The sequence below is a fragment of the Bradyrhizobium viridifuturi genome (genome assembly GCF_001238275.1).
In the GTDB taxonomy this organism is placed as follows: Bacteria; Pseudomonadota; Alphaproteobacteria; order Rhizobiales; family Xanthobacteraceae; genus Bradyrhizobium; species Bradyrhizobium viridifuturi.
This window is the reverse complement of sequence record NZ_LGTB01000012.1, coordinates 117,238-131,045: the sequence shown is the minus strand read 5'-3', so window position 1 is coordinate 131,045 and position 13,808 is coordinate 117,238. Positions and strand designations below refer to the sequence as shown.

Sequence of the window (13,808 nt, the reverse complement as noted above, 5' to 3'; positions counted from 1 at the left end):
CTGGACGGCCCAATCCGCCGATGCTGCACCGACCGGCCACGGCTTGGCAATTTTTTCCCCTTGATGATCCGGAGTTGACCGAATGAAGAAAATTCTGCTCGGCCTGATCGCCGTCGCAGTCATCGCGGCCGGCGGCTACTTCGGTTTCGACCTCTATGCCCAGCGCCGGGTCACGCGCGACGTCGAGGCCGCCTTCGAGCAGGTCCGTGCCGCCGGTGCCAAGGCGAGCCACGGCAAGATCGCCTTCGACACCAAGAGCCGCACCCTGACGATTTCGGACATCGCCACCGAGTCGGGGACGCAATCCCCGGTCAGCGTCAAGATTGCCAGCCTCACGATGACCGGCCTCGGTCAGCCGGACGCCGCGCGGATCTCCGCCGGCAATGTCGAATTCAGCGATATCGAGATCGGCGTGGCGAACCCGACGCCGACGATCGCCTCGCTGAGCTACAAGGCGCCGCGGATCACCGTGAAGGACTATTCCGGTCCCGCCGGCCTGCCGCAGCTCCCGGCCTCGTCGTCGATCCTCGAGTTGTACCGGTTTGGATTGGGGCAGCTTGCGAGCATCAACGCCTCATCCGTGAGCGCGCCCAACCTGACTGGAGCGATGACGTTCAGTGCGGCCGCACGTGCGGGCGACGGCGCCGGCGGCACGTTCGATTACTCCGGCCTTGCCATCGAAAACATCAAGGACGGAAAGATCGGGTCGAGCAAGACCGGCAAGATGACGTTCACGATCAACCAGCAGGCCGCAGGCAAGCCGGTCAAGATGACCGGCGACCTCGCCAATATCGTCGCGACCGATATCGACGTCGGCGCGATGGCGGCGATGTTCGATCCGGCCAAGGCCAACGACGACAGGGACTACCGGGTTCAAGGACATGTTTCGGCCGGTCCCTATGTGATCAGCGTGACGCCTGATGCCGCCACAGCCATGCCCGGCTTGAACATGCGGATCGATGGCGTGGCGATCGACGATGTCAGGATAAACCCGTCACGGATGCAACTGCCGGCGCTGCTGGCCATGATCCCGCCACCGGGAAGCCCGCCGCCGTCTCCGGCCCAGGCGCGCGAACTGCTGGAGAAGATTTCCAGCCTCTATTCGGGCGCCGGCATCGGGAATGCCGAGATGCATGGGCTCTTGATTGAGACACCGAAGGGCCCACTCAAGCTGTCCTCGATGCGGTTCAACTTCGAACACGGCAAGATCGGCGAGCTCGCGGTCGAGGGACTTGACGGCAATGCGCCGAACGGTCCCTTCAAGGTCGGACGCTTCGCGCTGAAGGCGCTCGACGTCGCGAGCCTCATGCGGCTGTCGGCACAGTTCGCCGGGCAGAAACCGTCGCCTGAACAGGCGCTGGCGCTATTTCCGATGATCGAGGGTGTTGAGGTCAAGGGTGTCACGTCGCCCTACAAGGCCACCGGCAAGCCGGTCAACATCGACGTCTTCAGCCTCGACTGGGGTCAGTTCGTCGGGCCGATCCCGAGCAAGCTGCACCTGATCGCGAAAATGGCGGCACCGCTGGATGCCGCCGATCCGCAGCAGCAGGCGCTGGTCGCCGCCGGAATAGACCGGATGGCCGTCGATGCCGATCTCGGCGCGGCCTGGACGGAGGCGTCGCGCGCCTTCGCGCTTGAGCCGGTCAAGCTCGACATGGCGGGCCTGTTGAAGGCATCGGCGAAGCTCACGCTCGGCAACGTGCCGCGCGAGGCGTTTTCGACCAGCGCCGCGGAATCCATCGGCGCCGCGGCGCAGATCGAGGCCGGCGTGATCGAGCTGACCATCCACGATCTCGGCGTCATCGATCTCGCGATCGCGCAGTTCGCACGCAGCCAGAACGTCGGCCGTGACGAGGCGCGCAAAGCCATCCTTGATAGCATCAAGGCACAGGACGACGCGATCGGCGGAGGCAATCCGGATGCGGCAGCCCTCGTCACCGCGGTCAGCCAGTTCATCGAGACGCCGGGGCAGACGCTGGTCATCAGGCTGACCCCGCGCGCGAAAGCGCCGGTGCTTCAATTGATGCAACTGCTCAAGACCGATCCGCAATCGGCGCTGGCGCAATTCAAGATCGAGGCGTCGACGGGGCTGTGATGTGGCTTCTCGCTCTCCCCGTTCTTCCGGAGAGAGCTTCGCGTCACCTCTCTCCACAAGGGCGTGGAGAGGTGACTTCAGAGGCTAGCTCTTCGCCGGCGGGTTGGGCCGGATGTGCAGCTCCTTGAGCTGCTTCGGCGTCGCCTCAGACGGCGCGCCCATCAGCAAGTCCACGTACTGCTGATTCATCGGGAACAGCGAGATCTCACGCAGATTGTTGGTGCCGCAGAGCAGCATCGTGATGCGCTCGATACCGGCCGCCATGCCGCCATGCGGCGGCGCGCCGTACTGGAACGCACGGTACATGCCGCCGAACCGGTCGATGACCTCCTGCTCGCCGTAGCCCGCGATCTCGAACGCCTTCACCATCGCTTCCGGCTTGTGGTTGCGGATGCCGCCGGACGCCATCTCGTAGCCGTTGCAGGCGATGTCGTACTGGAACGCCTTGATCGTGAGCGGGTCCTGCGACTGCAGCGCCTCGAGACCACCCTGCGGCATCGAGAACGGGTTGTGCGAGAAGTCGACCTTCTTGTTCTCCTCGTCATACTCGTACATCGGGAAGTCGACGATCCAGGCGAATTCGAACCGATCCTTGTCGATCAGGTTCAGTTCCTCGCCGAGCTTGTTGCGCGCGAGGCCGGCGAACTTCCAGAACTTCTCGGGATCGCCGGCGACGAAGAACGCGGCATCGCCTTCCTTCAGGCCGAGCTGGTCGCGGATCGTAGCGGTGCGCTCCGGGCCGATGTTGTTGGCGAGCGGGCCCGCGCCCTCGCCGCCCTCGCGCCACATGATGTAGCCGAGGCCGGGCTGGCCTTCGCCCTGCGCCCAGGAGTTCATGCGGTCGCAGAACGCCCGCGACCCGCCGCCCTTGCCCGGGATTCCCCAGACCTGGTTCTTCGGGTCCTCCAGCATCCGCGCGAACACCTTGAAGCCGGAGCCCCGGAAATGCTCGGAGACCTCCTGCATCACGATGGGGTTGCGCAGGTCCGGCTTGTCGGAGCCGTATTTGCGCACCGCCTCGGCGAACGGAATCCGCGGCCAGTTTTTCGTGACCGGCTTGCCATTGGCGAATTCCTCGAACACGCCGGTGATGACCGGCTCCAGCGCCGCGAACACGTCGTCTTGGGTGACGAAGCTCATCTCGACGTCGAGCTGGTAGAACTCCGGCAGGCGGTCGGCGCGCGGGTCCTCGTCGCGGAAACACGGCGCGATCTGGAAGTAGCGGTCGAAGCCCGACATCATCAAGAGCTGCTTGTACTGCTGCGGCGCCTGCGGCAGCGCGTAGAACTTGCCGGGATGGATGCGCGAGGGCACCAGGAAGTCGCGCGCGCCTTCCGGCGAGGACGCCGACAGGATCGGGGTCTGGAATTCGAAGAAGCCCTGCCCCTTCATCCGCCTGCGGATCGAATCGACGATCGCGCCGCGGGTCATGATGTTCTGGTGCAGCTTGTCGCGACGCAGGTCGAGGAAGCGGTACTTCAGCCTGATGTCCTCGGGATATTCCTGCTCGCCGAACACCGGCAGCGGCAACTCGGCCGCCGGGCCAAGCACCTCGATCTCCTTGATGTAGACCTCGACCGTGCCGGTCGGCAGTTCCGGATTGTCGGTGCCGGCGGGACGGCGGCGCACCTTGCCGTCGATCCGCACCACCCACTCCGAGCGGAACTTCTCGACCTCGGCGAACGCCGGCGAGTCCGGATCGGCCACGCACTGCGTGATGCCGTAATGGTCGCGCAAATCGACGAACAACACGCCGCCATGGTCGCGGACCCGGTGGACCCAGCCTGACAGCCGGGCCGTCTGGTCGATATCGCTCTCACGGAGCGCGCCGCATGTGTGTGACCGGTAGCGATGCATTTTCGTTCCAAAACTGATGTCGGAGGGTCGAATCGCGACAGGGCCAAAATGCCCCGTCCGAAGTTGCGGAGGGTTTACCCGACGAGGCCGGGTGCGGCAACCAATGGAACGCCGCCTTTTCGGGGCAAACCGCAGATTTTCGGCATCGACGCCGCCAATCGTTTGCCTATTCGGCCCGCCGGCCTATCTTTCCGATATGACCGTCCATTTCCCGTTCCAGAACACCTATTCGGCGCTGCCGGCGAACTTTTTTGCCCGCGTCGCGCGACCCCCGTGGCCGCCCCCCGCCTGATCAAGCTGAACCGGCCGCTGGCGGTCCAGCTCGGGCTGGACCCGGACCTGTTATCAACGCCCGAAGGCGCCGAAATCCTCGCCGGCAAGCGGCTGCCCGAGGGCGCCGACCCGATCGCCATGGCCTATGCCGGCCACCAGTTCGGACACTTTGTTCCCCAGCTCGGCGACGGTCGCGCCATCCTGCTCGGCGAGGTCATCGACAAAAACGGTGTCCGCCGCGACATCCAGCTCAAGGGATCAGGCCCGACCCCGTTCTCCCGCCGCGGCGACGGCCGCGCCGCGCTTGGTCCGGTCTTGCGCGAATACATCGTCAGCGAGGCGATGTTCGCCCTGGGCATCCCGACCACCCGCTCGCTCGCCGCCGTCGTCACCGGCGAGCCGGTGATGCGCGAGACCGCGCTGCCGGGCGCGGTGCTGACCCGCGTCGCCTCGAGCCACATCCGCGTCGGCACCTTCCAGTTCTTCGCCGCCCGCGGCGACACCGACGGCGTACGCGCGCTCGCCGATCACGTCATTGCGAGGCACTACCCCGAGCTCAGGGATGCCGCGCAGCCCTATCACGCGCTGCTCGCCGGCGTCGTGGCGCGGCAAGCCGCGCTGGTCGCGCGCTGGCTGCTGGTCGGCTTCATCCACGGCGTGATGAACACCGACAACACCTCGATCTCGGGCGAGACCATCGACTACGGCCCCTGCGCCTTCCTCGACGCCTACAATCCGGCACAGGTGTTCTCCTCGATCGACGAGATGGGCCGCTACGCCTATGCCAACCAGCCGCGCATCGCGCTGTGGAATCTGACCCGGCTCGCCGAATGCCTGCTGCCGCTGTTCGACAGCGAGCAGGAGAAGGCGATCGAGCAGGCGCAAGTGATCCTCGGCGAATTCCCCGAAAAATTCACCGCGGCCTATCAGGCCGGGCTGCGCGCCAAGATCGGCCTGTTCACCGCGCGCGACGGCGACGAGGCGCTGATCCAGGACCTGCTCGACGCGATGGCCAGGAACGCGGCTGACTTCACGCTGACCTTCCGGCATCTCGGCAACGCTGCGGCCGATGACGCCGCCGATGTCCGCGCCCAGTTCACCGATCCAGCCGCGTTCGACGAATGGGCCGCCCGCTGGCGCACGCGCCTCGCGCTGGAGCCGCAGAGCGCAGCCGAGCGCAAGGCCGCGATGGCTGCCGTCAACCCGGCCTTCATCCCGCGCAACCACCGCATCGAGGCGGTGATCCAGGCAGCCGTCAACAACGACGATTACGCGCCGTTCGAGGAGTTGCTGACGGTGCTGGCAAAGCCGTTCGAGGACCAGCCGCAGTTCACCTCCTACGCCGATCCACCGCTGCCCGAGCAGATGGTGACGCAGACGTTCTGCGGGACGTGAGGCACCGGCGTCATTGCGAGTAGTTTCGTAGGATGGGTAGAGCGCAGCGAAACCCATCAATTACAACCGCGTGGCGGGACGATGTGTTTCGCTTCGCTCTACCCATCCTACGATCCCTACTTACACCGTCACCACGATCTTCCCGAACTGCACGTTCGACTCCAGATACCGGTGCGCCTCGACGATCTCCTCGAACGCAAACGTCCGCGCGATGATCGGCTTCAGCGCGCCGTCCGCAAGCCCGTCGAGGATGAACGCCTTCGCCGCGGCGAGCCGCGCGAGATCCTGAACGATCTCGTGCACACGGTAACCGCGCAGAATCAGGCTCTTGCTCAGCGCCGTGAACAGCGGAAACGGCGTCGGCTCGGAGCTGAGCCCACCATACTCGATCAGGATGCCGCCATGCGCCATCGCCGCTGTCAGCGGCACGAAGACGGGGCCGCCGACCGGGTCGAGCACCACGCGAACGCCGTCCCGCCCCGCGATCTGCTCCAGCCTTGATTGCAGGTCCTCCTCCGCGGACGCGATCACATGCGCGGCGCCGGCATCGCGCAGGGCCTGCGCCTTTGCGGAGGTCCGCGTGACCGCGATCGGGATCGCACCGACGCGGTTGGCGATCTGGATCGCGGCAAGCCCGACGCTGCTCGATGCCGCCGTGATCACGGCGAACTCCCCGCGGCCAAGCTTCGCAATATCGATCAGGGCGCCATAGGCCGTCAGGTATTGCATCCACACCGCAGCCGCCGTCTCGAACCCCAGCGCCGGCGGATGCTTGACGACCAGCTCGGCCGGAAACGACGCGAGCTCGGCATAGGCCGGCCATCGCGCCATCGAGATCGGCGGCACGATGCTGACGGCATCCCCCGGCGCGAAACCGCCGACGCCCTCGCCGACCGCCTCGACGAGGCCGGCGGCCTCGAGGCCTAGTCCGGACGGCAGCCGCGGCGTCTCGATATAGGTCCCGCTGCGCATCAGGGCCTCGGCGCGGTTCAGTCCGAGCGCCTTGATCCGGATCTGGACCTCGCCGCGCGCGGGCGGCGCGATCGCCACATCCTCGATCCGCAGCACCTCGGGACCACCGAGCTGGTGAAAACGAACGACACGCGCCATCGGCGACACTCCAAAACAGTTAAATTGAATGGAGCTATGCCGGGACAAATTCAGCGGATAAATCATCGCGCAGACTGAACAGTCAAAACTGGGAGTTTCGAATGATGGATCGCCTGACCAGCATGGCTGTCTTTCTCAGGGCAGCCGATCTCGGCTCGTTCGCGGCCGCGGCCGACGCGCTCGAGATGTCCGGCCCGATGGTCGGCAAGCATGTCAGCTTCCTCGAACAGCGGCTCGGCGTTCGCCTGATCCACCGCACCACGCGGCGTCAAAGCTTGACCGAGCTCGGACAGGCCTATTACGAGCGCTGCCGCGCCGTGCTTGCCGAGGCGGAAGCCGCCGACGCCATCGCGGCAGATCAACTATCGGAACCGCGTGGGCGGCTGCGGGTGACGATGCCGACGCTGCTCGGCCGGCACTGTGTGGCGCCGCTGCTGCTCAAGCTGGCGCAGAAATATCCGGCGCTGGAGCTCGATCTCTCGTTCGGCGACCCGGTCGCCGATCTGATGGAGGGCGGCTACGACCTTGCGATCAGGACCGGCGAGCTCACCGAGCAGGCGAGCGTGATCACGCGGCGCATCGCGCGCCAACGCATGGTGGTGTGCGGCTCACGCGCCTATCTGAAGGCGCATGGCAGGCCGCGAACGCTCGACGAACTCGGCCGGCACCAGGCGCTGGTCTATCGCCGCTCCGGGCGGCTTCGCCCATGGCTGTTCCCGCGCGATGGTCAGCCCCCGCACGAGGTCTGGCCGGCAGGCCGCCACAAGTTCGACGATCTCGAAGCGATCGCCGACGCCGCCGCGCGCGGCATGGGGCTGGCGTGGTTGCCGTCCTGGCTGGTGCGCGAACGCCTCGAACGCGGCGCGCTGGTCCGCGTTCTCGGCAACGAAGGTGAACTGCCCTATGACTGCCACGCGCTGTGGCTGCCGACACCGCGCCTGCCGCTCAAGGTCCGCCTTGCGGTCGACGCGCTCGCCGCCGCGCTGCCGAAGCTCGTGGCCTAGCGTGCACTCGGTTCTGCGATGCCGCGTCGTGAGCGTTAACTCACCCTGCACCATGCCGGGAGGCTCGCGGCGGTAACCATAAGGCTTAACAGCGCGTCAACGCTCCCCCAACAAGTCTAACTGTTTCTGATGGGGGAGAACGGCCCGTGGACGCATTTGCATTTGAATTTATGGGGCTCGCGATGATCGCGCTGTGTCTGGTCGTTCTGGCGATGCCTGCGGCGCGCCGGCCATCGAAGAACATGCGCTACGAGTGAGCCATCGCGATGGCTACCGGCGTATCGGTCGCACGGCGCCCATGTATTTCGCTGTAGGCAGATAATATCGCGCTCAGGCGTCACCAAATCGCGATATCGTTGCCCTGATGAGTCCTCACGCGGGACGTAAGCCAGGGAATTGACCGCGCTTGAACGACACCGACATCCAGCACTCGAACACGACGCCCGCCGCCGCGCATTCGCCGCTCGAGGTGCTGCTGATCTTCCTCAAGCTCGGCGTCAGTTGCTTCGGCGGACCGATCGCCCATATCGGCTATTTCCGCGACGAGTTCGTCACCCGCCGGCGCTGGCTCGACGAGCAGGCCTATGCCGATCTGGTCGCGCTCTGCCAATTCCTGCCGGGCCCGGCGAGCAGCCAGGTCGGCTTTTCGCTCGGGCTGATGCGCGCGGGCTATCTCGGCGCGCTGGCGGCCTGGACCGGCTTCACGCTGCCGTCGGCGATTGCGCTGGTGCTGTTTGCCTATGGCGCGGGCGGATTGAGCGGACCGGCCGGCGTCGGACTGGTGCATGGCCTCAAGCTGGTCGCAGTCGCAATCGTGGCCCAGGCCGTCTGGGGCATGGCGCGCTCGCTCTGTCCCGACCGTGAGCGCGCATCGATTGCGACGGTGGCGGCGCTGGTCATTCTGACGAGCGCCTCGTCGATCGCGCAGATCGGCGCCATCGTGCTCGGCGCCATCGCCGGGCTCTGGTTCTGCCGGGCGCAAACCGCCAATGGCGCCACCCATATTGCGATGCCGGTGTCGCGGCGTGTTGGCGTCGCAGCGCTGATCCTGTTCCTTGCCCTGCTGGTCGGGTTGCCGCTGCTCGCCCGGACCTGGCCCGGCCTCGGCCTGTTCGAGGCGTTCTACCGCTCCGGCGCGCTGGTGTTCGGCGGCGGTCACGTCGTGCTGCCGCTGCTGCGCGAAGCTGTGGTGACGCCGGGCTGGATCGGCGACGATGCGTTCCTGACCGGCTACGGCGCCGCACAGGCCGTGCCGGGCCCGCTGTTCACCTTCGCCGCCTATCTCGGCGCCGTGATCGGCGGACTGCCGGGCGCGGTCACAGGCCTGATCGGTATCTTCATCCCGGGAATCCTGGTCCTGCTCGCCGCACTGCCGTTCTGGGACAGCTTCCGCAAGCAGGCCACGGCACAGGCGATGATGCGCGGCGTCAACGCCGCCGTGGTCGGCATCCTCGGTGCAGCGCTCTACAATCCGGTCTGGACCAGCAGCGTGCAGCGTCCGCTCGATTTCGGCATCGCGCTGGCCGGTTTCGTGCTGCTCACGGCCTGGCGGGCGCCGCCGCTCGCGGTGGTCGTCCTCAGCGCCGCCGCCGGCATCGCCGCCGGGCTCCTGCAATCGTGAACGGCCGTGCCGGCCGCCTCGCCGGCCGGATTAAGAACGCCTTCATGCCTCGCCGCCATGATAACAGGCGTATGCCGAGCGTTGCCAAACAACCGGATCCGACCCGGGTTCCTGTGCTGGACCTGCTGCGGCTCGCCGCGGTCGGGGCCGTGATCCTGTACCATTACGGCTTCTGGGGCACTGCATCGCACGGGGTTCAGAAGGTGGCGATGCCCTACCTCGCCCCGGTCGCCCAGTACGGCTTCCTCGGCGTTCCCGTTTTCTTCGCGATCTCGGGCTTCGTCATCGCCTATTCGGCGGAAGGCCGCACGCCGGTCGGCTTCGCGATCGCCCGCTTCAGCAGGATCTATCCGACCTTCGTCATCTGCATGACGTTGACCTTCCTGGTGACCCTTCTCCTGGGCCGCCCCTGGTTTCAGGTGACCTGGGGACAGTGGCTGGCGAACCTGATCATCGCCGCGCCGATGCTCGGTCAGCCCTACATGGACGACGCCTATTGGTCGCTGGTGATCGAGGTCGTGTTCTACGCCTGGGTCGCGCTGTTCCTGGCCTGGGGCGTATTCCCACGGCGGATCGACACCATCATCGTGGTGTGGATCGCCATCACCTTCGCCAACGAGCTGACGCTGGATGTCCCGCTGTTCGAGAAGCTCTTCATGGCCGACGACAGCGGCTTCTTCGCCGTTGGCCTCTTGATCTATGAGCATTACCGCGGACGGCGCGACATGAGACTCTACAGCCTGCTGACGCTGGCGATGGGAACGGCGACGTTCCAGGCCGTGCACAAGCTGGAGCGACTCGGCGTCCACACCCACGGCAGCTTCGATCCGCGCGTCGTGGCGGCGATCTGCATCGTCTCGCTCGCCATCGTGTTCGCCGCCACCCGGATCAAGTCCGTGCTGCTGCCGGACAGCGTCGTCCGGGCGGTGGGCGGCATCACCTATCCGCTCTATCTGCTGCACCTGCAGCTCGGCTACGTGATCCTGCTGCTGATCACCCCCGCGCCGAATGCGCTCTCGACCACGCTTGTCGTGGCCGGCATGGTGGTGCTGGCGTGGTTCGTCTGGCGCTTCCTCGAAGCTCCCGCACATTACCGCGTCAGGGACGGGCTCACGACGCTGGCCTCACGATATGGATGGCCGTCGCGCATTCGCGCCGGCGACGCGCGGCTCAACCCGGGCAGCATCGCCGCGCCGGCCGAGGCCGGGCGGATCGCCAATCATTGATGTGCCGGATGGCGCAAGTCCGCACGGCAACCTCCCACGTCATTCCGAGGCTCGCGAAGCGAGAGCCCGGACTCCATTGATCTACGCGGTTTGCGGCCCAATGGATTCCGGGCTCAGCCCTTCGGGCTGCCCCGGAATGGCGAACTGAAGAAGAGCGTCCTTCGTCACTCACGGCAGCAGCTTCTGCTCAGCGTCGCGACCAGCGATTACCAGCCCATCCGGCGCAAAACACCGCGTCGGCGCTGTCGGGAATGGTCTGTGCGAACCATCGGTCGACGTCCGGTGATGTCTGGGTCGTCGGCTCGTCGCGATAGCGCAGCCGGCCATAGGCGCCGCGCATCGCCATCGTCGCTGTCTCGATGGCCTGACGAGGGTACAAGATTGCGGCCAGCCTGAGACAAAGCTCGTCGAGACCATCCGGGTGCGTTGTGGCCGGAATGGCCGGCACAACGCTGCGGCATTGCGCGCGGCCCAGGACGTAGATGACGGGATTTCGCGTCCGCCAGCACAGGCAGAATTCTGCCGGCGCCGCCGGGTCGGCGAACTCCGCCGCCATCGCGGTCTCGAACATCCGCTTGAAGAAACCACTGCCGCGATAGGTGTCGCGGACTGCGGTGCCCGACAGATAGATGACCGGCGTGCCGTCAACGGCCAGACGCTGGATGATCATGTAGGCCACGCATGTACCGCCGTCATGAAGCAGAACTAGGCCGTGGTCCGGTTTGAACGGCGAGTGCTGGCGCGACCAGAATCTCTCCGCTGTCAGCCAATTGGTTTCGATGATGCTATTGATGTCGTCGAGCACGCTATCGCGGCGAGGCTCCGGGACATCGGACGCGATTGGAAACAAGTCACTGGTAACAGCCTCTGGCTGTGTCGCGATCACGGCGGCTCCTACTTCAATTCGACTTCCGGTTGCCGTCTTATGTTACGGCACCCGTGACTCGCCTCTCAAGTCGGAACGCGCCGATCGCAGTTCTCACCGCCCCACCAACGGGCACTTACTCTCCTCGAGCGAGCGAAACGCCTCGTCCGGCTGGATCGTGGTGACGAGCTTGGCCACGTCCCACGGCCCCTTCGATTCCGCTGGTGTCTTGACCTGCACGAGATAGAGGTCGTGCACCATGCGCTGGTCCGCGCGGATCGTCCCCTGCGGCGTATAGGCGTCCGCCACCGGCGTCGCCTTCATCTTCGCCATGACGATCTCGCCGTCGTCTGAATTCGTGTCCTTCACCGCCTGCAGATAGTGCCGGACGGCCGAATAGACCCCGGCCTGGATCTGCGACGGCATCGCCTTGCGCCGGGCAAAGAACGCATCGGCCCATTTGCGCGCCGCCGGCGAAACGTCCTCGAAGAAACTGGTCGCGATCAGGTCGCCCTGCGTGACCGACAGCCCGGCAGCAACGATGTCGACGTTCTGGAACGTCATCGGAACCACCGCGATGCCCTGCTGCGCGAAACCGAACTCCTGTGCCTGCTTCATGATCGTGACATTGTCGCCAGCCGCGTTCAGCGCCAGCACCTTGGCGCCACTGGCCTGCGCCTGCAGCAGGAAGGAAGCGAAATCAGCGGTGTTGAGCGCGGTCTTGACGCTGCCGGCGACCTTGACGCCGAGCTTGTCGAGCTTGGCCCGCGCGATCGCCTCCACCGCGTGCCCGAACGCATAGTCCGCGGTGATGAAGAACCACGAACCTTGCACGGTCTTCGACACGCCGGCGACGACCGCATTGGCCGTCGAAGCCGCATCATGCGTCCACTGCACGCTGGTCGGCGCGCAGGCCTTCTCCGTCAGCTCGACGGCGCCCGCGCCCGAGACCAGGAACACCCGCTTGTTCTCGCGCACCAGTTCCTGCACGGCGAGCGCCGCGCCGGAACTGCCGCCGTCGGCGATGGCCTGAACGCCCTCGCGGTCGAACCAGCGCCGCGCGATTGCCGACGCCACGTCGGCCTTGTTCTGGTGGTCGGCCTGCAGGATCTCGATCGGCTTGCCGTTGATCTTGCCGTCGAAATCCTCGGCAGCCATCCGCGCCGCCTCGACCGAGCCCGGCCCCATCGCGGTTGCGAAGATGCCGCTCATGTCGGTCAGCACGCCGACGCGGATTGCATCGCCCTTGATCTCGGCCGACGCGCTGCCCGACAGCGCCACAATTGCGAGCATCGGCAGTATTGCGCCACCCAGCAATCGGACGATCAGGCTTGGTTTCCCGGCCATCAGTGCCTCCCCTGTCTTATGTTTTCTGGACTGATGTGCCGCGCCCGGTCACCGCGTCGAGCCACGGACAATCCGGCACCGGCGCGCGCACGCCGCGCGCGGCGGCCGACAGCCGCATCTCGCGCAGACGCGCGCGGCTCTCCGGCTCCATGTAGAGCCGGTCGTGGCCCCAGAAGCTTGGGCCGTCGAAGGTCTCGTGCGGCTGCCAGGTGGCGGGATCGATGACGCGGCCGCCCCAGCCATATTCGACGAAGAAGCCAGAGGGCGTCGTGGCGTAGAACGAGGTCACGAAATCGTTGGTGTGCCGGCCGAGCGTGAAGGCGACCCGGCCCTCGTCGAGTTGCGCCAGATCGTAGCCCTGTCCGACGTCGTCGAGGCTGTAGAGTTCGACCATGAAGTGATGCAGCCCGCGCCGGCCTGAGCCGACCATCGCAAAGCTGTGGTGACGGCCGTTGACGTGGAAGAAATACAGTTTGTACGGCGTCAGCCCGTAGTCGCTGACCCTGAAGCCGAGCAGATCGCGATAGAACGGCAACAGCGGTTCGACGTCCTCGACATTCAGCACGACATGGCCCATGCCGAGCGGCCCGGTCTTGAATCCCGAGATGGGCCGCGCCGGCGCGAACGGCGTGTCCGCGATCGCAGGGCCGTGGAAAACCTCCATCGGATTGCCGGCGGGGTCGCGAAAGCTGATCAGATAGGCGACGTGCCGTTCGTCCGCGAGCTGACGGGTGCCGCGATGAACCGCGGTGCCGTGCCGCTCCAGCCGTGCCGCCAGCCGTTCAAGCGCGGCGGCATCAGCGACCTCCCATCCGAAGAAGCCGGCATCGTCGCCGTCGCGATCGCTCACCACCAGGCGCTGCTTCCGGTCGTCCATCCGGAAGGCACGCGTGCCGCCGCCACGATCGACCGGGTGCATGCCGAGCAGCCTGGTCGCGAAGCCGGACCAGTCCTCGAGCCGCTGCGACTGGATGCCGATATAGCCGAGCGCGTTGATTTCCGATGCAGTTTCCAT

The 13,808-nt window shown here is 66.1% G+C and carries 9 protein-coding genes and 1 pseudogene; 5 read left to right on the top strand and 5 right to left on the bottom strand.

Going from position 1 to position 13,808, the window contains the following annotated elements; all coding sequences use genetic code 11:
- Positions 1-82: 82 nt before the first annotated feature.
- Positions 83-2,095, top strand: coding sequence for a hypothetical protein (locus ALC15_RS13210; protein WP_050627587.1), 2,013 nt, complete (start codon positions 83-85; stop codon positions 2,093-2,095).
- 84 nt (positions 2,096-2,179) lie between these two features.
- Here the strand turns inward: ALC15_RS13210 and aspS are convergent, their stop codons facing one another.
- Positions 2,180-3,952, bottom strand: a complete 1,773-nt coding sequence (aspS, locus tag ALC15_RS13205) for an aspartate--tRNA ligase (protein WP_050627586.1) — start codon at positions 3,950-3,952, stop codon at positions 2,180-2,182.
- A 196-nt stretch (positions 3,953-4,148) separates the two neighbouring features.
- On the opposite strand from aspS, the pseudogene ALC15_RS13200 reads away from it, so the two are divergent.
- Positions 4,149-5,620 (top strand): annotated as a pseudogene (locus tag ALC15_RS13200) (protein adenylyltransferase SelO).
- 120 nt (positions 5,621-5,740) lie between these two features.
- On the opposite strand, the gene ALC15_RS13195 reads toward ALC15_RS13200, so the two are convergent.
- Positions 5,741-6,730 (bottom strand): zinc-dependent alcohol dehydrogenase family protein, encoded by a 990-nt coding sequence (locus ALC15_RS13195; RefSeq protein ID WP_050627585.1) that lies wholly within the window; start codon positions 6,728-6,730, stop codon positions 5,741-5,743.
- 104 nt (positions 6,731-6,834) lie between these two features.
- On the opposite strand from ALC15_RS13195, the gene ALC15_RS13190 reads away from it, so the two are divergent.
- From ALC15_RS13190 to ALC15_RS13180, 3 genes are all read left to right on the top strand, one after another.
- The gene (locus ALC15_RS13190; RefSeq protein ID WP_050627635.1) at positions 6,835-7,734 is read left to right on the top strand and encodes a LysR family transcriptional regulator; all 900 of its coding nucleotides are present in this window, start codon (positions 6,835-6,837) and stop codon (positions 7,732-7,734) included.
- Between the two features lie 406 nt (positions 7,735-8,140).
- On the top strand, positions 8,141-9,355 hold the full coding sequence (gene chrA / locus ALC15_RS13185; protein WP_200914667.1) for a chromate efflux transporter: 1,215 nt from the start codon (positions 8,141-8,143) through the stop codon (positions 9,353-9,355).
- A 71-nt stretch (positions 9,356-9,426) separates the two neighbouring features.
- A complete protein-coding gene (locus tag ALC15_RS13180) occupies positions 9,427-10,581 on the top strand; it encodes an acyltransferase family protein (protein WP_050627633.1) in 1,155 nt (384 codons plus the stop codon).
- Positions 10,582-10,768: 187 nt separating this feature from the next.
- Here ALC15_RS13180 and ALC15_RS13175 read toward each other — a convergent pair whose 3' ends face one another.
- The 3 genes from ALC15_RS13175 to ALC15_RS13165 all read right to left on the bottom strand — a co-directional run bounded on the left by ALC15_RS13175 (position 10,769) and on the right by ALC15_RS13165 (position 13,808).
- Positions 10,769-11,467: a GNAT family protein gene (locus ALC15_RS13175; RefSeq protein ID WP_128089511.1), complete on the bottom strand. Its 699-nt coding sequence runs from the start codon at positions 11,465-11,467 to the stop codon at positions 10,769-10,771.
- 93 nt (positions 11,468-11,560) lie between these two features.
- A complete protein-coding gene (locus tag ALC15_RS13170) occupies positions 11,561-12,739 on the bottom strand; it encodes an ABC transporter substrate-binding protein (RefSeq protein ID WP_050627583.1) in 1,179 nt (392 codons plus the stop codon).
- Positions 12,740-12,809: 70 nt separating this feature from the next.
- A complete protein-coding gene (locus ALC15_RS13165) occupies positions 12,810-13,808 on the bottom strand; it encodes a VOC family protein (RefSeq protein ID WP_050627582.1) in 999 nt (332 codons plus the stop codon).